Below are 20,558 nucleotides of genomic sequence, written 5' to 3'. Positions count from 1 at the left end.
TCTGGTACGAGAGAAAGCGAGACCCGCCATGTCTGACACCAAGCCCACCGTCCTGTTCGTCTGCATCCACAACGCCGGCCGCTCCCAGATGGCCGCCGGGTACATGCGCGAACTCTCCGGAGGCCGCGTCGAGGTCCTCTCCGCCGGCTCCGAGCCGAAGGACCAGATCAATCCGGTCGCCGTTCAGGTCATGGCCGAGGAGGGCATCGACATCGCGGGCGAGCAGCCCAAGATCCTCACCACCGAAGCCGTCAAGGAGTCCGATGTCGTGATCACGATGGGCTGTGGCGACACCTGCCCGATCTTCCCCGGCAAGCGCTACGAGGACTGGGAACTCACCGACCCGGCCGGTCGCCCGGTCGACGAGGTCCGCCCGATCCGCGACGACATCAAGCAGCGCATCGAGAACCTGCTCGCCGAGCTCCTGCCCGCGGCGGTGTGACGCTCATGACCATCGACGCGACGGGGCGCCGAGCCCAACCGGAACTCGCCTATCCGGAACAGTATCTGCGGCGCTTGGCCGACGAGCTGGCGGCCAAGTTCGAGGGGATCTTCAACCGGGAGACCGTCGAACGGTACGTGCTGGAGTCCTACGCCGCCTTGCTGCGCACCGCGACGGTGAAGGCGCACCTGGCGACCCGCACCATCCATTTCGCGACCGAACGCCTGACCGCGCTCGCGCAGGCCAAGGGTGCCCTGCCGGTGATCTGGCCCGAAGTGCTGTTCGTCTGCGAGCAGAACTCCGGCCGCTCGCAGATGGCAGCCGTCCTCACCGAGGCGCTCTCCGGCGGCCGCGTCCACGTCCGCTCCGCCGGTTCGATGCCCGCGCACGAGCTGAACCCGGCCGTGGTCGAGGTGATGACCGAGCTCGGGTTGGACATGAGCCGCGAGTTCCCCAAGCCGCTGACCGACGATGTCGTGCAGGCCGCGGACGTCGTGGTGACGATGGGCTGCGGCGACGCCTGCCCGATCTACCCCGGAAAGCGCTACCAGGACTGGGAGCTGCAGGATCCGCAGGGCCAGTCCGTCGACACCGTCCGGGGCATCCGCGATGAGGTGGAGCAGCACGTTCGCGAGCTGCTGAAGAGTCTGGAGGTGACGCCCGCGTGAGCGTCGAGAACGTCGTTGTCATCGGCTCCGGCCCCGCCGGGTACACCGCCGCGATCTACCTGGCCGCGCCGGACTGGACCCGATCGTGCTCACCAGCTCCGTCGAGATCGGCGGCGCTTTGGTCAACACGACCGAGGTCGAGAACTTCCCCGGCTTCGTCGACGGCATCCAAGGCCCTGACCTGATGGAGAACCTGCGCCAGCAGGCCGAACGCTTCGGCGCCCGACTCGTCTACGACGACGCCACCGCCGTCGACCTCGCCGGCGACATCAAGACCATCACCACCGGAAACGGCGACAACTACCAGGCGCACGCCGTCGTCCTCGCAATGGGCTCCGCGCACCGAAAGCTCGGGGTCGAGGGCGAGGACCGACTCTCCGGGTACGGGATCTCGTGGTGCGCGACCTGCGACGGCGCGTTCTTCCGCGACCAGGACATCGCCGTCGCGGGCGGCGGCGACTCCGCACTCGAGGAGGCGATGTTCCTCACCCGGTTCGCCAACTCCGTCACCCTCATCCACCGCCGCGATGAGTTCCGCGCCTCCCAGATCATGCAAGACCGAGCGCTCGCCAACCCCAAGATCACCGTCCGCTGGAACACCCAGATCGCCGAAGCTCACGGCGACGACAAGCTCAAGCAGCTCAGCCTGCGCGACACTGTCACCGGCCAGCCCGGGACTCTGGACGCGACCGGGCTGTTCGTCGCCATCGGCCACGACCCCCGTAGCGCCCTCGTCACCGGACAAATCGACCTCGACCCCGACGGGTACGTTAAGGTCGCCCACCCGACCACCGCGACAAACCTGCCTGGCGTGTTCGCGTGCGGCGACCTCGTCGACCGCCGCTACCGGCAGGCGATCACCGCTGCGGGGACTGGGTGCGCTGCCGCGCTTGATGCTCAGCACTACCTTGCTGGACGCGCGCCGGTCGCGGAGCAGCCCGTGGCGGCCAACGCATGACCGCGACCACCTCGGCTGCGGAGCAGATCCGGATCCCCGCGGTCGCGGTGCTCCGTCCGGCCCTGGCCGAGTTCGTCGGTAGCGCCGGACTCACGGCGGTCGTCGTGGGGTCGGGGATCGCGGCCCAGAATCTCTCGCCGAGCGACACTGGCCTCCAGCTGCTCGAGAACGCCCTCGCGACGGCGCTCGGCCTGACGGTGCTCATCCTCGTCTTCGCGCCGAGCTCCGGCGCTCAGTTCAACCCGGTCGTCACCCTCGTCGACGCCGCAATCGGCGGTCGTCCGTGGCGCGACCTCTGGACTTACATCCCCGCGCAGATCCTCGGCTGTCTCGCCGGGGCAATGCTGGCGAACCTGATGTTCGAGCAGCCCGCCGCCCGATGGAGCAGCACCGAACGCGCGACACCGGCACACCTGCTCGCCGAAGTCGTCGCGACCGCCGGCCTGATCCTGGTCATCTTCGTCCTAGCCCGCACCGGACGCAGTGGGATCATCGCCCCAGCAGTCGGCGCGTACATCGGCGCCGCCTACTGGTTCACCAGCTCCACCAGCTTCGCCAACCCCGCCATCACCATCGGCCGCACCATTACCGACACCTTCGCCGGCATCGCACCCGGCAGCGTTCCCTGGTACATCGGCGCCCAGCTCGTCGGGGCCGGCATCGGGCTGGCAGCTGTGCGCCTGTTCGCCCCGAGGCCGGGCGCTACGCGCTAGCCGCCTGGCAGGCGGTCTGACGAGCGTCCCGTGCGTCAGCCCAGTCAGTGCCGGTCGTCGCTTCCATCCTCGAGCACCATCCCGATGGAGGTCGCGCAGGCGTCCCCTCGCCAGGCTTCGACGCCCTCGCGCAGAGCGAAGACCGCGATCATGATTCCCGCGATCGGATCGGCCCACCACCACCCGAGCACGCTGTTCAGGAGCAGGCCGATCAGGACGGCCGCAGAGAGTAGGTGCAGATCAGGGTCTGCTTCGAGTCGGCGACCGCGGTCGCCGAGCCGAGCTCGCGTCCGGCGCGGCGCTCGGCGTAGGACAGGAACGGCATGACGGCCACACTCAGTGCGGTGAGCGCGATCCCGACGGGTGAGTGCTGGACCTCGACACGGGCGACCAGCGTCAGTAACGAGCTGACGGTGACATAAGCGGCCAGCGCGAAGAACGCGACCGCGATCACTCTGAGAGTGGGCTTCTCCCACCGCTCCGGGTCAGGCCGGGTGAACTGCCACGCGACAGCCGCGGCGGAGAGGACCTCGATGGTCGAGTCCAACCCGAAACCAACGAGTGCAGCGGACGATGCGACACTGCCGGCCGCGATTGCCACGACGGCCTCGATGAGGTTGTAGCTGATGGTGGCGGCGACGATCAAGCGGATGCGCCGCTGAAGGATCCCGGAGCGCTCATGCGTGATGGGTGCAGTCATGCGCAGCGGCATTCCTCGCCTGCGCAGCACCCCGGCTCGACGAACAGCGTGACGCGCAGCAGCTCATCCAGCGCGGGCGCGATATGGCCGTCGGCCAGTCGGTACCAGGTCCGGCGGCCCTCCGGGATAGCTTCGACCAGTCCGCACCCCCGCAGGCAGGCGAGTTGGTTCGACATCACCTGGCGGGAGACGCCGAGGGCGTCGGCGAGATCGGATGGAAAGGCCGGCGCCTCCCGCAGAGCGAGCAGAACGCCGACGCGTGTGGGGTCGGACAGCGCATGGCCGAAGCGCGCCAGGGCGGCCGTGTGCGTGATGGTGGCCGCAGGGGCGATGTTCGTCATGGTCTCTCAGTGGGTGAGGACGAGGGCTTCGATCTGCTCCGGCGTTCCGGTGACGACGAGCCGAAGGTCGTTGTCGTCGGTATCCACGGACCAGTTGACGAAAGCGCAGCACAACTGCTCCGCCGCAACGAGCTCGTTGAGCTCCGCGATCGAGTCATCGCTGCGGGTGTAGTGCACGACGAGGCGGTCGTCGGTTCTCGTGCGACTGACGGCGAATCGGTCATCGAATCGATGCCAGCGTTCAACCTGGGCCCGGCCGGTATCGGGCGAAAGCGTGCACGCGATCGGAATCGAGTTGAGGGGGCCGACATGGGACATATCGCGATGATACAGCGTTCGCTGTATCAAAGTGGGGGCCTGCTCGAAATCGCGACAGCCGATCTCGCAGGAGATACGCCGGTCGCCTGCGTCGGAGATCGACTGGATGTTCCCCAGTGCGCCACGGCGCGGGTGACGACGCGAGGAGCCGCCTGCGGCGGCGCTGGGCCTGTTGCCTTGTTTGTCTTTCCGCCGGCCGATCGTAGCTCGCTCCCGGTTCTTCGTGCCGGGCTTTCGCGGCATATCCTCGCTCCGCTGCGCTCCGTTCCGGTATTCCACGATCCCAGCACTACGCCCCTCCCGCTCGCTCTCGATCTCTCCGCCGGAAGGCAAACAAGAACGAGAGACAGGGGAGTGATTGGGATGCGGGTATTCGTCATCGATACGAGAAACATGGGTCCGGAACTGCAAGGCGGACTGATCGGCGTGGTCGGCTCGTCGAGCCCATCGGCAGAGGAGAAGCGGGAATGCGTCGAGACGGTGAGCCGGCACGCCGTCGATGGATGGGCGATCGCCGCCGATCCGCGCACACCGATCGGCCGTCTGGCGGCGCTCACGGCTGAGACGGCGTGTGTGCCGTTCGTCGCCTTCAACCGGGTATCCCAGCGCGGAGGTCCAGTGGTCGGGCCGTCAACGGTGCAAGCGGCGACTCGCGAGCTGTCCTGACAGCGCAAACGAGAAGCGGGCCGTCTTACCGCCGATACCGGAATGAATCCGTAGCAAAACCCCATTCCGAATACCACCCTAAATACCCGACAATCGGCGTTACGTCAGCCCAGGAGCCGATTGGGGTCGCTCCAAACGGCCGTCCAGACGTTCCCGAGGTCGGAGGTGGTGAATACTCCCCGGTCGGTTGCGACGATGACGTTGTTGCGGCTGAGTGTGAGCGCCTGTGGTACGCCCGGCGTGATTTCGCCGCGGGTCCACGTCCGCCCGCTTGTTGCCAGAGGAAGTTGTCGGGGCTGATCCCGTAGCGGGATATGTTGCCACCTGAGTGCTGGGCTGACTGCGGAATGTGACAATTTGGTAACGAGCACATACCATTACGGGGTATTCCCATCGCGAACCTGGAATTCCCTGCCGCGTTCGCGTTCCCCGGCGAAAGGCAGTGTGTGGCAGGCTCGAGCACGTCTGCGGGCGACTTTTCACAGCTACAGCACCTCGTCAAGCCCCACGGCCCGCTGGGAACTGCGGCGACGCAACAGCGATCGAACCATACGGCTGCAGCGGACGTTTTCTCGTCTCGACGCGAGAGACACGCGTTCGAACGCCGCGGAATCGAGTTGGCTTCTGCCCAGACACCGGGTAGACGAGCCCCCCACACCGTATCCGCCCCGAGCCGACGGGCCAGCCGTCGGGATTCAGCATCCCCGCGGTTTAGACAAGACGCACTTCTTGATCTAGGCAACAACCCGATGGCGCCAAGTTCGCGCCGACTCAGCAACGCGCGGCCAGCTAAAGCCCCTTTTGCATATCGGTCCTCAAAAAGAAGCCGATCGCAAAACCGGCGACTGCGCTCGATTTGGGCAAAGGTTGTTGTGGTTGCGGCGGCGAGTGGGCTCGTTGGAACGGCCGCGTTGCCGGCGTATGCCTCTTCCCCCGATGGCTCCGCTACTGGGTCTCGAGCGGATGCGGCAGTGCAAACGCTGCTGAGTGGCGGAGCTGCTATTCCAGCTGCGGCGCGGGAAGCTTTCTCAGTCACTGAGAACAGCGTGAAACTGGACTCCACGGTGGAGTCGACCGTCTCGCCGACGGTACAGCGGTTGGCGCAAACTCTTATGGTGGCATTTGGGCAAGGGCGGTTGACGGGGTACATCCCCGACCATATCCCGGAAATCCGGAACCTCGCGGAGGGCCGCGCCGTGCCCGGATGTGGTGTCGACTATCGCGTGCTGCAGACCATTGAAGTCGCATTAGCGAACTTCAATACCGTCGGCGTCAGTGACATCAACCGACGGTGCACCGGCCAGATAGAAGGTGCCGGTAGTGCGTCCTCGCATTACGCCAATGGCGGAGGTCATGCCGTGGACTTCTATCTACTCAATGGTCGCCCGCTCACTGGCGGAGATCCAGGCTCGCTGAAGCTGATTCGCGCGCTAGACCCTGTGATGCCGCCGGATACAGATCTGGGGCAAGTGAGCTGCCGGGGGAGCGTGTCCGTCACAAACTTTCTGCCGTTCGACGACACCTGCGATCACCTCCACATTGACTTTCGGCAAGCGCAAGGGACCACGCTCAAGGTCTCGACATAGCCCGTAAATGCAGACAGATCATCCGGTCTGCTGCCGTCCACCCAGCACCGATCGCTAAGATGCGAGTGCCCCGCCACCAACCCAGGATTGAAACCATGACGCTAACGCGACTCGACCCAAAATGGGTCGTTGCTATGCGCCGGCGTCGGATCCTGCTCGCAGTGCTGTCCCTTATGGCGTTGGCGGTCGGGATGTTTGTGATGACATCCATGAACTCCGCACACCCACAAGAGGTCGTCGCAACTTCTGTTGGCACCCAACCTGTCGCGACCCACTCACACCTAGAGCCGGCAATCGTGCCGGTTCCGTCAGCCGCAAGCGCACCCGTGAGCCTTCAGAGCTCTCCGGGGCCGCAGTGCGACACAATTTGCGAGCTCAGTTGCGCGATCACCGGAGCCGCGTGTGTTCTGGTCGTGATCGCGGTCGCCGTCTCACTCTTCGCCGTAAGTAGAGGGCTCGCGCTTGTTGACTTCGTGCAGCGAATCGCGCCTATCAGGTCTTCGATTACGTCTGTCCGCGCGCATGGTCCGTCGCTAGTCGCGCTCTCGGTAAGCCGCACCTAAACCGGCACTTCTCGAACCCACGGCGCAACGCCGACCTGACTAGCAAAGAACTAGTGGTTGGCTGTCCTGGGCTTTCTGCACTCCACTGCTGTGACGTGATCGACGCTTCTCGTCCGATGGTCTCCGTCACACCCTCCCTCTTATATCGGCGACGAAGGCAGCCTCCGGCCGGCATTCTCGCTGTTACCCTCCCGAGCGACCCCACGGGTCTGCTCATGTGAAAAACGTCGGAGCTTTTCGCCACGATGCCCACACATTCTCGCCGCCGCCGAAGCGCGAACACGCTTCCCGCAACCGCCTACCAGTACGAATCACGCCGCGCCCGACGCGACGCCGAGCGACGCCGACCAGTCGCGCCCGCCACGGCAGCCGCAGGGCAACGACGTACCCGCAAACGGCGGGCGCCGATTGCTGCACTCGCGTTAGCTGGAACCCTGTTCGGAACCTACGCCCTTCCGGCCTATGCGATCGTGCCCGGCGAGCGGCAACAGATTGCAACGGCACGGCCGGGAGAGCTGCAAACGGTAACAGTCGCCGCTGCCGACCCGGCACCCGTTACACGCGAAGAAGTCGCTGTGACCGCGCCGCCGCCGCCGAAACCGAAACCAAAAGCCACCGTCACTACCCCGAACACTTTCCTGCGGACAGCGAACACGTTCACAAACGACCCCGCCTCCCCGATCCAGTGGCCATTCGATGTTGGCGTACCCATCAGCGACGGATTCGGCTACCGAGTCGCCCCCTGCTCTGGTTGCTCCTCCTATCACGAGGGCATCGATATGAATCCGGGCGCCGGAACCCCCATCCAGGCGATCGCGGATGGCGTCGTCCGCGAGGTTGGTAATCCGTCCGGAAGCCTGGGCGTGTACGCCATCATCGACCACCAAATCGACGGACAAACCGTCAGCAGCCTCTACGCCCACATGGCCTATGGTTCGCTCGCGCTCAGTGTGGGAGAAACCGTCAAAGTCCGACAACTGGTCGGACTGGTCGGCAGCACGGGGGCCAGCACCGGCGCCCATTTGCACCTCGGCATTTCCGTCAACGGAACCCCGGTCGACCCCTATGCGTGGCTTACGCAGAAAGTGAAATAGCCATGCGCTCTCGCATCCGTCGACACAGCTCAGCTCTCGTTGTCGGCCCTCTCGCGGTCGCAGTCCTGCTCAGCGGTTGCAGCGCCGCGACACTTACGGCTCCGACGATGAACGAGCTCGGACACGTGCACGGCCTGGATGCCACGCACGGTCGCATCTTTGCCGCGACCCATCACGGGGTGTGGGCGATCGACGCGGCGAAACTAGAAGATGGTTTCGCCACCGAGACCACCGCCCGGATCGGCGATGGTAGCCAGGACACAATGGGGTTCACGATCGCCAGTTCTGGCGTCATGTTCGCATCCGGGCACCCCGATCCCGGCAATAACCCGCAGCAGTTACCCGCGAACCTGGGTCTAGTCCAAAGCCTCGATGCCGCACAAACGTGGAAGCCCGTTTCGCTTGCCGGTGACACCGACTTCCACGACCTCGTTACCGCCGCGACAAGCGACGCCCGGGTACGAATCTACGGCTACGACCCGGGCCAACAACGCGTCCGGATCAGCGATGATGGCGGCCACACCTGGCGTGATGGCGCGAAACTGTCGTTGCGGAAGCTCGCGGTCAACCCGAACGCGCCCGACACGCTCCTTGCCACAACCCAGGCCGGCGTACAGATCAGCCGCGACGCCGGCATGACCTTCTCTGCCATGCCCGGTGGGCCGACCCTGTACTTGGTCGCCCCGGTGGATGCCGCAGCGGGACAATTCATCGGCGTCGACATCAACAAAACAATTTGGGCAACCACAGACGACGGTTACACCTGGGCGCGGAAGGGAACGTTCGACTCTCTGCCCGAGTCGCTGGCAACAGTGCAGGGCGCGTCCAAACTCTGGATCCTCGGTGCCGATGCCCGCGGAATCGTCGCGACCGCCGATCACGGCGCCACCTGGGTCACCCTGATCGAAGGCAGCCCATGAGCGCAACACGGGACTGGACGAAGAGTACGCGTCGCGTCCGACCAATTCGAGTGCGGTGGCCAGTGGCTGTGCTGATCCTGACCGTCCTACTCAGCAGCCAGCTGGTGGCAGCAGGCCCGGCTCGAGGCGCCGACTACCCGTCCTGGGCGGAGGTTGAAGCCGCACGCTCAAGCGAGAGTGCGAAAGCAACCGAAATCAATCGGATCACCAATCTTCTGCGCACACTGGAAGACAACGTCCGCACTGCCCAGGCAGCAGCAGCCGACCGTGGCAGCGACTATGAGAAAGCACAAGCACGACTCGATCTAGCAAATTACCGCGCACAAACGCTGCGTACTTCGGCCGATGCGGAGCAGGCGAGTGCGAGCGAATCCCAAGCACGCGCCGGCCAACTTGTCGCCCAACTTGCACGCTTCGGCAACGGCGACCCGACCACGCTGCTTCTGCTGAACGGGCAACGAGCGGAGACGCTGCTGTTCCAGCTCGGCACCATGAGCCAACTCACGCAACGCTCCAATCGGGCCTTCGCCGCCGCCACCACCAGCGCAAACACCGTCCGATCACTTACCCGCCAGGCGGATGCCGCCCAAGCCGCTCTGGCGAACCTTAGCCGCGCTGCCCAAAAGGCGCTGCAGGATGCCGTCACTGCCAGCCGTGCTGCAGCGAACCAGCTGGCTGAACAGCAACAGACACAGGGAACCCTGAAAGCCCAACTGGCAGTGCTGGTCGAGAACCGCAAAGCGACCGAAGCCGACTACCGCAAAGGGGAAGAGGCCCGACGTCAGCAAGAAGCGGCCGCCGCAGCTACCGCGGCCGCCGCAGCCGCGGCGGCTGCGGCTGCGGCTGCGGCAGGTGGGGCACCGGTGCCGTCGGGGGACGGCGGGCAACTCGGTGGACAAGGTTGGGCGAAACCGGTGTCCGGATGGATCAGCGACCGCTTCGGGCCGCGCCCGGACAAACCGGTCGCCAGTTCGGGCGCATTCCATTACGGCACAGATCTTGCCGCCGGGTGCGGCACCGCGATATTCGCCGCCGCCCCCGGACGCGTCGTATACGCAGGCTGGCTCGGAACCTACGGCAACTGGGTGCTCCTTGACCACGGCACCGGGGTGATGACCGGGTACGCGCACATCCGCGAGGGTGGAGTCCTGGTCAACGTGGGCCAAACCGTTCAAGCCGGCCAGAACATCGCCCAGGTCGGTACGACGGGCGGCTCCTCCGGTTGCCACCTGCACTTCGAAGTTCGTGTTAACGGCAACCGGATCGACCCGCAACCATTCATGAGCGAGAGAGGAATCACCCTTGGCTAACCGCATCATGCGAACCATCAGGCTCCGTACCGTCCTCACCTCGGTGGCCGCAGCTGTCATGCTCGTCGTCACGCTGGCGGGGTGCAGCAGCAACAACGATGCCCTCGCTCAGCAGTACAAAGACGGATCCGGGAAGAACTACGTCGCCGGCGACGGCACCATCACCGAAATCAAACCCCAGAATCGTGCGGCACCCGTCGCATTCGCGGGAAAGCTCGAAGACGGCAAACCGACCACTTCAGCCATGTACGCCGGGAAAGTTCTGGTCCTCAATTTCTGGTACGCCGGCTGCGCACCATGCCGGGCCGAGGCACCAGCACTCGAAAAGACGTACACAAAATTCGCCGGACAAGGTGTTGAATTCCTCGGCGTCAACGTCAGGGACCAAGCCGACACCGCCCGCGCGTTCGCCCGCACCTATGGGGTGACCTACCCCAGCGTGCTCGATGCCTCTGACGGTGCCATGCAACTGGCGTTCAGCGGGATTGTCGCCCCCAACGCGGTCCCCACCACACTCGTCGTCGACAAGGACGGGCGCGTCGCCGCTCGCATCCTTGGCCAACTGCCGGACGCGTCCGTGCTCAGCGCACTAATCAGCACCGTTCAGACAGAACAGGGACCGTGACACCTTCCGCGACGTTAGGAGCCCCCACCCGCACACCCCTCACCGAAAGTCCCCTCATGATCCGCCACCTCAGCATTCCCAGCCCCGATCCCGTGCTCGCCCAGTTCACGCTGGGTCCGCTTACCATCCACACCTATGCGCTGTGCATTCTCGCCGGAATAGTCGCAGCCACGTTGATCACATCCAAACGACTCGCTCAGCGGGGCGCCCGCGGCCCCGTCGTTCTCGACATCATTCTCTGGGCGGTGCCGTTAGGCATCGTCGGCGCCCGGTTCTACCACGTCTTCACCCACACCGGCGACTACTTCTACCCCGGCGCGAACCTGTGGAACGTGTTCGCAATCTGGGACGGCGGGAACGCCCTCTATGGATCCCTCATCGGCGGAGCCGTCGGCGCCTACGTCGGGTGCCGGCAAACCAAAATCCGGTTCTGGTCCTTCGCAGACGCGCTGGCACCGGCCATGCTCGTCGCACAATCGCTTGGACGGTTTGGCAACTACTTCAACCACGAACTCTTCGGTCTCCCCACCACGTTGCCGTGGGGTCTGCAGATCGAAGCGAGCAATCCCAAATTCCCCGCCGGCCTCCCCGCTGGAACGCTCTTCCACCCGCTGTTCCTCTACGAGATCATCTGGAACCTCATCGGAGTGGGCGTCATCCTGCTGCTGGAACGCCGCCTCACCTTGCGATGGGGGCGAGCATTCGCCGTATACCTCATCTGGTACGGCCTGGGCCGCAGCTGGCTGGAAGCCATCCGGATCGACCCCACCAGCAACACGCTCCTCGGTATTCCCGCCAACGTGTGGGCCTCCTTCGTCCTGGTCGCGCTCGGCGCGGCGCTCTTCCTCGTGCAAACCAAACGCCATCCCGACCCCGAGGACTCGCCGTACCGTGACGGGCACCAACCCGCACCCCTCAACGATCCGAACCCCGCCGTCACCGCTCCATCCATTGACGATCCTGCAGGGGCTCCCAACCACGAGACCCCACTGAGTTCGATGCGAAAGCAGTCCGATGTCTAGGCCCCTGGATCACATCGACGTCCTGCCTCCCGCACCAGGCCCTGGCAGGATCACCGAACCGGCGCTCGGGTTCACCGGATGGATGCGCTGGACCTGGCGCCAGCTGACCAGCATGCGCGTCGCCCTGTTCCTGCTCCTGCTGCTCGCTCTTGCCGCCGTCCCCGGTTCCCTGGTCCCACAACGCAGCTCCGACCCCAACGGTGTCGTCCAATACTTCAAAAACAACCCGGGCCTTGCCCCAATGCTGGACAGGCTCCAAGCCTTCGACGCCTACACCTCGTTCTGGTTCTCCAGCATCTACCTGCTGCTGTTCATCTCCCTGATCGGCTGCGTCCTGCCGCGCACGGTCCACCACTTCCGCTCCCTGCGCGCGACACCACCGAAAACGCCCGCCCGGCTATCACGGATGAGCGGTTACATCACCATCGAATTGTCAGATCGCCTGGGTGCCGCCAGCTCCGCGGCCACGGCCGCCACGGCAATCACCACGGCGGCAACAATTCTCCGCAAACGCGGCTATCGGGTTGCCGCCTTTACCGGCGTGCAGACCGCTCAGCGGCGCGAGCTGTCAGTGAGCGCCGAACGGGGCTACCTGCGCGAAGCGGGAAACCTGACCTTCCACATCGCCTTGATCGGGGTCCTGATCACCGTGGGGATCGGTGGCGGATTCGGATTCAACGGCAACCGGGTGGTTGTCGAGGGTCAAAGCATGATCAACACCCTCGCCGCTTACGATTCATTCAACCCCGGCCGCTTCTTCAGCCCCGCAGAGCTGACCCCCTACTCGCTCACCCTCAACAAGCTCGCGGTCACCTACGAAACCCAGAACAGACGGGCACGCGGACTCCCGACCGACTACACCGCGACCGTCACCACCCAAACCCAAGGCGCGCCAGACAAGACGAGCCGCACGATCAAAGTCAACGAACCGCTGGCGATCGGCGGCACCGACGTCTATCTGCTCGGAAATGGGTACGCGCCCCGGATCACGGTCCGCGACCCGCAAGGCCACGCCGTGTTCAGCGACTTCATCCCCTTCCTCCCACAGGACGCGAACCTCACCTCTCTCGGCGTCGTGAAAGTCCCCGACGGACTTGTCAAACAAGTCGGTTTGATCGGGTTCTTCTACCCCACGAAATCCACCGCAAACACTGGCGCGTTCTATTCCTCATACCCGGATCTCACCAACCCTGTGCTGACCTTGAACGCATACTCCGGCGACCTTGGCATCAACACCGGGGCACCCAAGTCGGTGTACGCACTCGACACCACCAAACTCACCCAACTCACCGGCGGCAAAACAGGGGTCCGCTCCATCGAGCTCAAACCCGGCCAGACGCAGCAACTGCCTGACGGTCTCGGCTCGATCACGCTGGACGGCGTGTCCCGGTTCGCGTCCTTCGAAATCCATCACGACCCCGCCCAGGGGTGGGTGCTGTTCTTCGCCATCGCCGCGCTCGGTGGCCTTCTCACCTCCCTCTTCGTGCCACGCAGACGCCTGTGGGTGAAAGCGATCGTCGAAGAAGCCAAACCCGTCCGCATCGAGTACGCCGGACTCGCTCGAGGCGACGACCCCCAACTGCAGGACGCGGTAGCCGACTTGGCGTCTGCCCACCAAGCAGCCTTCCGCACCACCAGTGAAGCCGATCAGGACTCACCACGAAACACCGACCTGAAGGGAACACCGTGACCGATTCTTTGTCACAGATCTCCGTCATGCTGCTGATCTGCTCGATGGTCCTCTACGCGGCAGCATTCATTGCTTTCGCGCTGGACCTCGCCCGGCGCAGCGCTCGCGCGACCGCTTCCGTTCCTAGCGCCGTCGCCCGACGTGCGCAAGAATCGGCGGCTGGCAACGCGTCCGGTCCTGCGCGCACGACAACCCTCGTCCGTGGATCCGTGGATCGGGCCAGCGTTTCTACGGCCGGGTCGGCGAGCTTGCGCACCGGATACTCACTTACCGTCCTCGCCTTCATCGTCCAACTCGGCGCCGACATTTTCCGTGGCATCGCAGCCGGACGGGTGCCGTGGGCGAACATGTATGAATTCTCGATGACGGGCACCCTGCTGATCGTGGGTGTCTTCCTCGTTGTCACGCTCCGGTACGACTTGCGATTCCTTGGCTCCTTCGTCACGGGGCTTGTGCTGATCCTCCTGGGGATCTCGAGCATGCGTTACTACGTCGAAGTCGCACCGTTACCGCCTGCGTTGCAGTCATACTGGCTCGTCATTCACGTGATGGTCGCGATCATCGCCACCGGCTTCTTCGCGATCGGCTTCGCGCTCTCCGCCGTACAACTGCTGCAGACTCGGCGAGAGACACAGATCGCCGACGGCAGACCGGCACCGCTGCGGTTCCTAGCAACCCTGCCCAGCTCCGGCACCCTGGAGAACCTGGCGTACCGGATCAACATCGTCGGTTTCATCCTCTGGACCTTCACTCTGATGGCTGGCGCGATCTGGGCAGAAAAGGCCTGGGGGCGCTACTGGGGGTGGGACACCAAGGAAGTGTGGACCTTCATCATCTGGGTCGTCTACGCCGGCTACATCCACGCCCGGGCCACCCGCGGCTGGCGTGGATCCCGCTCGGCTTGGCTGGCGATCATCGGCTTCTCTGCCGTCATGTTCAACTTCGGCATCGTTAACGTCTTCTTCAAAGGCCTGCACTCCTACAGCGGTCTCTGAACCGATCAACCCACCAACCGCAATCAGCAACAGGAAGGCAACCATGGCCCGCAAGAACGCAGAACCCCCTCGACGACGTACCACGCACGAGGAAGCCAAACCAACGCCGGAGCAATTGCGTGCACGCTACCTGCGCAAACGCCGGTTCCTGCGCGTCGGCCAACTGATCATGCTGATCGGATTCCTGGTCGGCCTGCAACATTGGCTCGCCCACCTCGGCGTCTTCGGCGCTCAGCCCCCCGGCTGGGTCGACCTCGCCGCCGGGTATCCGATGGCCGCGGCCCTCATCCTCGCCGGCGCGATCACTGCCGGCCAGAAATGACCAAACTCCTCCCACTACCGGGTTGGCGCCGATCGGAGGCGACCTAGTGGGCGCACAATTCGCCTCAATCATCGCCAATGGCGGACTGCTGCTGGCCATCCCGATCGCCATCTTCGCCGGCCTGGTTTCGTTCGCCTCCCCGTGCGTGCTCCCGTTGGTTCCCGGGTATCTGGCATATGTCGGCGGAGTCACCGGGTCCACCGGGCGCGTAAGCCGGCGTCGTACCGCTGCAGGGGTCGCACTTTTCGTCCTCGGCTTCGCCATCGTGTTCATCGCCTACGGTGCACTGTTCGGCGCATTCGGGTCCTGGCTAGTGCGCTGGCAGGACCTCATCACCCGGCTGCTCGGCCTCCTGGTGATCGTGATGGGCCTGGCCTTCATCGGCACGTTCTCATTCTTCCAACGCACCCTGAAACTGCCCATCCGCCCCTCGACCGGGATCACCGGCGCACCCCTGCTCGGAATGGTATTCGGGCTCGGCTGGACACCCTGCATGGGACCCACCCTCGCCGCCGTCCTCTCGCTCAGCCTGTCCAGCCAATCCGCCGCGCGCGGCGCCATCCTGACCGGCTTTTACTCAATCGGCCTCGGAATTCCCTTCGTCCTCCTCGCCCTCGGAATCGGTTGGGCCACGGGCGCCATCAGCTTCCTGCGCCGACACATCCGAGCAATTAACATCGCCGGCGGCAGCGTCCTGATCGTGATCGGCGTTCTCATGGTCACCGGGCTCTGGACCGTATGGATCTACAGTCTCCAAGCCCTCATCGGCGGGGTCACGCTCCCGATCTAAATCAGTCCGCCCGACGAACACCCCGAAGGAGTCCCTATGAACAGACAAGACAACATCGGCGAACCCGTCGAACGCCACGACGCCCGACTTCACCTGGTCTACACAAGTGTGTGGTCGATGGCGAAGGTGTCCCTCCTAGTCGGCTTGATCATGGCCGCAGTCACCGTGCTTGCGAGCGCCCTCCTGTGGACGTTCCTCAATCAGATCGGTGCGTTCCAGCAGATCGATTCCCTCCTGTCCGGCCCGTCAGGTGAAACCACGGCATCCTCCGCTTCAAACGTTGTCAAGGTTGTGAACTTCGGAACCGTGTTCGTCGCATCGGTTGCGGTGGGACTTGTCGGTGCGCTCGCGACCATGGTGGGTGGAATGCTCCTCGCCCTGCTCTACAACCTCAGCTCCAAAGCGACGGGCGGACTCTTCATCGGCTTCAGACAAGACTGATACCCGAGGTTGCGCTGCACGCACGCGAGGTGGCCGTGCATGTTGCGCGCCGTGGGCTGCCGGGAGCGGCATCCGGTGCAAGCGCAGATCGGCAGCGAAGGAGAAGAAGTGGTGCCTGAAAATCAGAATGAGCGGCCCTGGTGGGAGACCGGAGCTGCGCCTGAGCCCGTGCTCCCGGCAAAAGCACGTAAACATCGCCCCCTTATCATCGGTGCGTTCGTTGTCGTCGCCGTTGGCGCGCTCGCGTTCTTTCTCTCGATGTTCTCAATGAGAATGTGACGCACATTCCTCGCCCCAGCACGGGCACCTAATCACGACGACACGTCAATGATCATGGTCAGGCCGCCAGCGCCGTCCTGCTCCACATTGTTGTTCGTGGTGTGGTGATTGATATGGCAATGGATCAACCATTTTCCGGGCGCACGAGCCTTCCAGAGGACGTCGTAGCGTTGCCCGGGCCCGATGTTGATCGTGTCGGCAGCAAACCGCGCCGACGGGGCAAGAGTCTCACCGTCCCTTGCGACCACCTCGAACGGGCCACCGTGGATGTGCATCGGATGAATATCGACGGAGTTCGATCCAATGAACCGAACTTTCAGCACCTGTCCGACCTTCATTCGAATCGTCTCGGTGGACGGGTACGCCTTTCCGTTGATCGTGAAGTAGTTCGCCAGCCCGCCCTCCATCGGCATCGCCGGCCACGTGAGTCCGTTTCGGTTGAGCCATTCGCCGAGCTGAATGGTGTAGTCCACATCCGCGCGAATCGCATCGGCTGAACGTTTCGGCGCAATTATTAGTGCCCCGTACAGTCCTAACGCCTCTTGCCGGTCGGCGTGATCGTGCGAGTGGTAAAAGAATGTGCCCGCCTGTTTCACCGTGTATTGGTAGGTGAACGTCTTACCGGGTTCGATGGGATGCTGAGTGATCAGGGCCGGGCCGTCCATGTCATTGGGGACGTCGAGACCGTGCCAATGCACCGTGGTGGATTCCGGCAGCCGATTGGTCACATTGATGCGTACGCGATCGCCTTGCACAAAGTCCAGGCGCGGACCCGGAACTTGGCCGTTATACGCGTAAGCGTCCACCCAAACGCCCGGGAGGATCTGCCATCTCACTATCGACGCAGTGAGGTCGAAGACCTTTACGCCGTCGACCAATTGCGGCTGTAGCACTTGGTCGCCGCGGGCGTCCCCGGCGGCTGTAGCGGTCACGTCCCTTGGGTCGACCGCGGCCATGTCCCGCATCGCAGCTCCCGGGGTGTCGCGCGTCATGATCATCCCGGGCGGCATGATCGAACCGCCCACGTCACGAGCGCTTAATGACATGTTGACCGTGGTGGACGGCGCCGAGATCCCCGCAACAAGGGCAATCATGCCGACGAGAGCGACGGCCGCCACTTGCGGCCGAGTTGGCTGCTGGGCCCCCGGCATGCCCATACCGCCCATGCCCGTCATACTGCTTTGGTGGTTCTGGTGACTCTCGCCTGGGGTCGATGACCGGCGCGTCATCAAGCCGTGCTTGAGGCCCTTGTAGACCAACCAGACATTCGCTGGATACGCCAACGCGAAACCCGCGGCGACACCTACCGACATCACCCCCCAGAACAGCAGTTCTGTCGGTTCCATTGCACGCATGTCGGGACCCATCATCAGCAATGTCATCACTGGCGCCATGCCAGCCATCATGAAGTTCATGCTGATGAATTCCGGCAGAAATGTGCTGCGCACGTTGTGTAGGTACGTGCCGCCCATCAGGCTCTTCATGAACAAGGATTGAAAAATTAGGAGCCCGAACGCGAACCCGGCAAGGTACTCGACGATGAGGTCCAGCCACATCGGCAGGCCGAGCGCAGCGGTGATCGCCGCAGCGGCGATGATGCCGGTGGCGTCACCGGCGACACAATGGATCGTGGAGCCGACGCCCTGTTTCCACAACGGTTTCGTGAACTCTTCGTGTTCGCCCGGATGTGGTTCCTTGTCGACCAGCACGTACAGCAGCAACCCGATCGGTCCCAGATAGAGAGTGACGAGAATGAAGCCCCACTTCATCACGCCAGGTTCTGGGTTGTTTCGGAATTGGTCCACTCCGACGTAGAGGGCAGAAAGGGCCGCCAGAACAAACCAGGCAACGAGGAAATAGTCGATCGGTTGAATAAGCACGCGTCTCCTTTCCCCGGGCACAAGCGCGCTTATACCCCGGCGGGGTAAAAAGTACGCCCAGTTCCCTCGGCAAAGCAAATGTCGGCCGGGGCGCCGCAAGATCCCGCTAATCAGAAGATCGCATCGAAACCCGCCCGAATTCGTTGACGGCGTGTTGCGGGGGAGCGAGAAGCGGTCACGGGTTAGCGTCGGGGAGCCAACGACCGATCTCCTTCCGAAGGCTACGGCTTCACACATACGATTCGGACTCAGAATGTTACGACGTCACGCCGCAACTCCTTCGAGCGGCATCGGCTCGTGGAGACTTTGGGCTGGGATGGTGATTGCTGTCCTCGTCGCCGCCTCGGGCGGGATCACGGTGCCCAAAGCGATGGCCGACACGTATCCGTCGTGGGGCGATGTTCAGGCCGCACGTTCAAATGAGGCGGCAAAGCAGGCCCAGGTCTACGCGATCACCGCGCTGATTTCAAGTCTCAAGACACAAGTGAAAGCGGCCGAGGACGCCGCCGCTGCCCGCGAACGAGAACACGAAGTGGCTCAATTCGCACTGACAACGGGCCAAAAGAAGGCGGACCTGCTGACTGCCACGGCTGCGCAGCTGAAAACCAAGTCCGAGACTTCCCACCGGCAGGCGGCGACGGTGATGGCGAAGTTCGCCCGCACGGGAGGGCAGAGTGTTACTGGAACTTTGCTGACCAGCACCTCCGCCGACCGCACCGGACTGCTGTATCGGCTGGGCCTCCTGGGAATGCAACTCCTTGACGTTGATCCGCATCCGCGACCTGAGAATGCCCTACGGTTCGGGCCTTGGCCAAACCAACTGCCGAGCGAACGTGGGAAACGAGCCCGACCTGCGCAATTTTCGAGACTTCTACGACACCTGCAACCACCTTCACGTCAACGACCCGATGCAACCGTCTCCCTGTCGCGGCGCCGTCGGCGAAGCCAGGCAGCGCGGTAGTTACTGCGGCGGCGGCAGGGGACCCGGGCCGTGTCGCGGACCTGAGAATGCCCCGCGCGCATTTCCTCGCGATACCACTGGTGGGTATTCTTTACGAAGTGGACAAGGAGACCGCGCGGCACCAGACCCGAGCGACGACAATCGTCGGTCGGGTATTGATGGTGCTCGCACTCGTTTCCGGAATCGCTGCCATGCACATGGGAATTGACATGCCCATGACAGCCGCCTCCACCGCGGCCTCCGCTCAGGCGGACCCGATGAGCATGCACTCTTCAATGGCTGCGCCCACCACCCACCGATCCCCGGACGCGGCGCACGCGGGACTTACCTCGACGCCGGCACTGGCCGGACCGATGAGTCACGATGCCATGCACGCCTGCCTGTTCTTGCTCGCTGCTGCCCTGCTTTTGCTGCTCGCTTCCCCTTTGGGAAACAAGCTCCCGTTCAGCGCGCCTCGACTCATCGTGCGATGGCGACAGGACGCCGCGGTGCGGGCCCGGGATCGAACTTTGGTTCTCCAGGTACTGCGGATTTAGAGGCTGCAGGGGAGGGCTCTGCTTCTCCCATCTGATACAGCCTTGAAATCCCCAACCCAACCTTTGGAGTACTCATGAAAATCGCACCTCGTCTCGCCCTTGCCGGCGTGGTACTGGCCGCTGGTGGCCTCCTTACCGCCTGTACCGGTTCCGGCATGGGAGACATGTCCGGTATGTCCGGTATGTCCTCCACGCCCTCGGCGGCACATAACACACAAGACGTCACATTCGCGCAGATGATGATCGTGCATCACGAAGGCGCTATCGAGATGGCCGATCTCGCCCCGACACGTGCCACCTCGACCCAGGTCAAGGACTTGGCCACGAAAATCAAAGCCGCCCAGCAGCCCGAGATCGAGCAGATGAAGTCCTGGCTGAAGTCCTGGGGCGAACCGGTCACTATGTCCGGAATGGGCTCGAGCTCGCCGACCCCCAGCGACATGTCCGGAATGGACATGTCCACCCCAATGCCCACCGCTTCCTCCAGCATGGGTTCCATGCCGGGGATGACCGCACAAGACATGGACAGCCTGAAGGCCGCAACCGGGACCGCGTTCGATAAGCAGTTCCTCACTCTGATGATCCAGCACCACCAAGGTGCGATCACCATGGCCAAGCAAGAACAGTCGGGTGGCAAGGATGGTGCCGCCAGGAAGCTCGCAGACAACATCGTCAACTCCCAGACCACGGAGATCGCCGATATGAAAGCCATGCTGACGGCCCTCGGCTAGCGTGCAC

The 20,558-nt window shown here is 63.9% G+C and carries 22 protein-coding genes and 2 pseudogenes; 20 read left to right on the top strand and 4 right to left on the bottom strand.

What is annotated here, in order from left to right; translation table 11 throughout:
• Nucleotides 1-28: 28 nt before the first annotated feature.
• The 4 genes and pseudogenes from KNO15_RS07550 to KNO15_RS07535 all read left to right on the top strand — a co-directional run bounded on the left by KNO15_RS07550 (nucleotide 29) and on the right by KNO15_RS07535 (nucleotide 2,781).
• Nucleotides 29-442: an arsenate reductase ArsC gene (locus KNO15_RS07550; protein WP_241702858.1), complete on the top strand. Its 414-nt coding sequence runs from the start codon at nucleotides 29-31 to the stop codon at nucleotides 440-442.
• 5 nt (nucleotides 443-447) lie between these two features.
• Nucleotides 448-1,110: an arsenate reductase/protein-tyrosine-phosphatase family protein gene (locus KNO15_RS07545; RefSeq protein WP_241702857.1), complete on the top strand. Its 663-nt coding sequence runs from the start codon at nucleotides 448-450 to the stop codon at nucleotides 1,108-1,110.
• Nucleotides 1,107-2,068 (top strand): annotated as a pseudogene (trxB, locus tag KNO15_RS07540) (thioredoxin-disulfide reductase). The gene KNO15_RS07545 and the pseudogene trxB overlap by 4 nt, the downstream one beginning before the upstream one ends.
• Nucleotides 2,065-2,781, top strand: a complete 717-nt coding sequence (locus KNO15_RS07535) for an aquaporin (RefSeq protein WP_241702856.1) — start codon at nucleotides 2,065-2,067, stop codon at nucleotides 2,779-2,781. Before trxB ends, KNO15_RS07535 begins: the two are co-directional and overlap by 4 nt.
• Nucleotides 2,782-2,825: 44 nt before the next feature.
• Here KNO15_RS07535 and KNO15_RS07530 read toward each other — a convergent pair.
• From KNO15_RS07530 to KNO15_RS07520, 3 genes and pseudogenes are all read right to left on the bottom strand, one after another.
• A pseudogene (locus tag KNO15_RS07530) lies at nucleotides 2,826-3,481 on the bottom strand (cation diffusion facilitator family transporter).
• Complete coding sequence (locus KNO15_RS07525) at nucleotides 3,478-3,822, bottom strand: ArsR/SmtB family transcription factor (RefSeq protein ID WP_241702855.1); 345 nt, start codon at nucleotides 3,820-3,822, stop codon at nucleotides 3,478-3,480. The pseudogene KNO15_RS07530 and the gene KNO15_RS07525 overlap by 4 nt, the downstream one beginning before the upstream one ends.
• A 6-nt stretch (nucleotides 3,823-3,828) precedes the next feature.
• Nucleotides 3,829-4,419, bottom strand: a complete 591-nt coding sequence (locus KNO15_RS07520; RefSeq protein WP_241702854.1) for a hypothetical protein — start codon at nucleotides 4,417-4,419, stop codon at nucleotides 3,829-3,831.
• An 84-nt stretch (nucleotides 4,420-4,503) separates the two neighbouring features.
• Here KNO15_RS07520 and KNO15_RS07515 point away from each other — a divergent pair, with 84 nt between their 5' ends.
• From KNO15_RS07515 to KNO15_RS07455, 13 genes are all read left to right on the top strand, one after another.
• Nucleotides 4,504-4,806: a hypothetical protein gene (locus KNO15_RS07515; RefSeq protein WP_241702853.1), complete on the top strand. Its 303-nt coding sequence runs from the start codon at nucleotides 4,504-4,506 to the stop codon at nucleotides 4,804-4,806.
• Between the two features lie 971 nt (nucleotides 4,807-5,777).
• Nucleotides 5,778-6,392: a hypothetical protein gene (locus KNO15_RS07510; RefSeq protein WP_241702852.1), complete on the top strand. Its 615-nt coding sequence runs from the start codon at nucleotides 5,778-5,780 to the stop codon at nucleotides 6,390-6,392.
• A gap of 1,138 nt (nucleotides 6,393-7,530) precedes the next feature.
• Nucleotides 7,531-8,049, top strand: coding sequence for a M23 family metallopeptidase (locus KNO15_RS23300; protein WP_241702851.1), 519 nt, complete (start codon nucleotides 7,531-7,533; stop codon nucleotides 8,047-8,049).
• 107 nt (nucleotides 8,050-8,156) lie between these two features.
• Nucleotides 8,157-8,969: a F510_1955 family glycosylhydrolase gene (locus KNO15_RS07500; protein WP_241702850.1), complete on the top strand. Its 813-nt coding sequence runs from the start codon at nucleotides 8,157-8,159 to the stop codon at nucleotides 8,967-8,969.
• 68 nt (nucleotides 8,970-9,037) lie between these two features.
• On the top strand, nucleotides 9,038-10,279 hold the full coding sequence (locus tag KNO15_RS07495; RefSeq protein WP_241702849.1) for a M23 family metallopeptidase: 1,242 nt from the start codon (nucleotides 9,038-9,040) through the stop codon (nucleotides 10,277-10,279).
• Nucleotides 10,272-10,904: a TlpA family protein disulfide reductase gene (locus tag KNO15_RS07490; RefSeq protein ID WP_308220430.1), complete on the top strand. Its 633-nt coding sequence runs from the start codon at nucleotides 10,272-10,274 to the stop codon at nucleotides 10,902-10,904. The genes KNO15_RS07495 and KNO15_RS07490 overlap by 8 nt, the downstream gene beginning before the upstream one ends.
• Nucleotides 10,905-10,960: 56 nt before the next feature.
• Nucleotides 10,961-11,926 carry a prolipoprotein diacylglyceryl transferase gene (gene lgt / locus KNO15_RS07485; protein WP_241702848.1) on the top strand — a complete coding sequence of 322 codons (966 nt, stop codon included), beginning with the start codon at nucleotides 10,961-10,963 and terminating at the stop codon, nucleotides 11,924-11,926.
• Complete coding sequence (gene resB / locus KNO15_RS07480) at nucleotides 11,919-13,616, top strand: cytochrome c biogenesis protein ResB (RefSeq protein WP_241702847.1); 1,698 nt, start codon at nucleotides 11,919-11,921, stop codon at nucleotides 13,614-13,616. Before lgt ends, resB begins: the two co-directional genes overlap by 8 nt.
• On the top strand, nucleotides 13,613-14,611 hold the full coding sequence (gene ccsB, locus KNO15_RS07475) for a c-type cytochrome biogenesis protein CcsB (protein ID WP_241702846.1): 999 nt from the start codon (nucleotides 13,613-13,615) through the stop codon (nucleotides 14,609-14,611). The genes resB and ccsB overlap by 4 nt, the downstream gene beginning before the upstream one ends.
• Before the next feature lie 43 nt (nucleotides 14,612-14,654).
• Nucleotides 14,655-14,933, top strand: a complete 279-nt coding sequence (locus KNO15_RS07470; protein ID WP_241702845.1) for a hypothetical protein — start codon at nucleotides 14,655-14,657, stop codon at nucleotides 14,931-14,933.
• Nucleotides 14,934-14,955: 22 nt separating this feature from the next.
• Nucleotides 14,956-15,723, top strand: a complete 768-nt coding sequence (locus tag KNO15_RS07465; protein WP_241702844.1) for a cytochrome c biogenesis CcdA family protein — start codon at nucleotides 14,956-14,958, stop codon at nucleotides 15,721-15,723.
• A gap of 36 nt (nucleotides 15,724-15,759) precedes the next feature.
• On the top strand, nucleotides 15,760-16,164 hold the full coding sequence (locus tag KNO15_RS07460; protein WP_241702843.1) for a DUF3566 domain-containing protein: 405 nt from the start codon (nucleotides 15,760-15,762) through the stop codon (nucleotides 16,162-16,164).
• Between the two features lie 39 nt (nucleotides 16,165-16,203).
• Nucleotides 16,204-16,443 (top strand): hypothetical protein, encoded by a 240-nt coding sequence (locus tag KNO15_RS07455; RefSeq protein WP_241702842.1) that lies wholly within the window; start codon nucleotides 16,204-16,206, stop codon nucleotides 16,441-16,443.
• 32 nt (nucleotides 16,444-16,475) lie between these two features.
• Here the strand turns inward: KNO15_RS07455 and KNO15_RS07450 are convergent, their stop codons facing one another.
• Nucleotides 16,476-18,323: a DUF4396 domain-containing protein gene (locus KNO15_RS07450; protein WP_241702841.1), complete on the bottom strand. Its 1,848-nt coding sequence runs from the start codon at nucleotides 18,321-18,323 to the stop codon at nucleotides 16,476-16,478.
• A gap of 316 nt (nucleotides 18,324-18,639) precedes the next feature.
• On the opposite strand from KNO15_RS07450, the gene KNO15_RS07445 reads away from it, so the two are divergent.
• The 3 genes from KNO15_RS07445 (at nucleotide 18,640) to KNO15_RS07435 (ending at nucleotide 20,551) form a co-directional block, all read left to right on the top strand.
• On the top strand, nucleotides 18,640-19,284 hold the full coding sequence (locus KNO15_RS07445; protein WP_241702840.1) for a hypothetical protein: 645 nt from the start codon (nucleotides 18,640-18,642) through the stop codon (nucleotides 19,282-19,284).
• Between the two features lie 98 nt (nucleotides 19,285-19,382).
• A complete protein-coding gene (locus KNO15_RS07440) occupies nucleotides 19,383-19,820 on the top strand; it encodes a hypothetical protein (protein ID WP_241702839.1) in 438 nt (145 codons plus the stop codon).
• A gap of 74 nt (nucleotides 19,821-19,894) precedes the next feature.
• The gene (locus tag KNO15_RS07435; protein ID WP_241702838.1) at nucleotides 19,895-20,551 is read left to right on the top strand and encodes a DUF305 domain-containing protein; all 657 of its coding nucleotides are present in this window, start codon (nucleotides 19,895-19,897) and stop codon (nucleotides 20,549-20,551) included.
• Nucleotides 20,552-20,558 lie beyond the last annotated feature (7 nt).

The sequence above is a fragment of the Leifsonia shinshuensis genome (assembly GCF_022606355.1).
Lineage (GTDB): Bacteria > Actinomycetota > Actinomycetes > Actinomycetales > Microbacteriaceae > Leifsonia > Leifsonia shinshuensis_B.
This window is presented reverse-complemented; position numbering and strand designations above follow the sequence as displayed.

What these genes read in the sequence shown, in the direction of transcription:
- KNO15_RS07550 (WP_241702858.1), top strand. Translation starts at nt 29, where the DNA reads ATGTCTGACACCAAGCCCACCGTCCTGTTCGTCTGCATCCACAACGCC.
- KNO15_RS07545 (WP_241702857.1), top strand. Translation starts at nt 448, where the DNA reads ATGACCATCGACGCGACGGGGCGCCGAGCCCAACCGGAACTCGCCTAT.
- KNO15_RS07535 (WP_241702856.1), top strand. Translation starts at nt 2,065, where the DNA reads ATGACCGCGACCACCTCGGCTGCGGAGCAGATCCGGATCCCCGCGGTC.
- KNO15_RS07525 (WP_241702855.1), bottom strand. Translation starts at nt 3,822, where the DNA reads ATGACGAACATCGCCCCTGCGGCCACCATCACGCACACGGCCGCCCTG.
- KNO15_RS07515 (WP_241702853.1), top strand. Translation starts at nt 4,504, where the DNA reads ATGCGGGTATTCGTCATCGATACGAGAAACATGGGTCCGGAACTGCAA.
- KNO15_RS07500 (WP_241702850.1), top strand. Translation starts at nt 8,157, where the DNA reads ATGAACGAGCTCGGACACGTGCACGGCCTGGATGCCACGCACGGTCGC.
- lgt (WP_241702848.1), top strand. Translation starts at nt 10,961, where the DNA reads ATGATCCGCCACCTCAGCATTCCCAGCCCCGATCCCGTGCTCGCCCAG.
- resB (WP_241702847.1), top strand. Translation starts at nt 11,919, where the DNA reads ATGTCTAGGCCCCTGGATCACATCGACGTCCTGCCTCCCGCACCAGGC.
- KNO15_RS07470 (WP_241702845.1), top strand. Translation starts at nt 14,655, where the DNA reads ATGGCCCGCAAGAACGCAGAACCCCCTCGACGACGTACCACGCACGAG.
- KNO15_RS07460 (WP_241702843.1), top strand. Translation starts at nt 15,760, where the DNA reads ATGAACAGACAAGACAACATCGGCGAACCCGTCGAACGCCACGACGCC.
- KNO15_RS07455 (WP_241702842.1), top strand. Translation starts at nt 16,204, where the DNA reads ATGTTGCGCGCCGTGGGCTGCCGGGAGCGGCATCCGGTGCAAGCGCAG.
- KNO15_RS07445 (WP_241702840.1), top strand. Translation starts at nt 18,640, where the DNA reads ATGGTGATTGCTGTCCTCGTCGCCGCCTCGGGCGGGATCACGGTGCCC.
- KNO15_RS07435 (WP_241702838.1), top strand. Translation starts at nt 19,895, where the DNA reads ATGAAAATCGCACCTCGTCTCGCCCTTGCCGGCGTGGTACTGGCCGCT.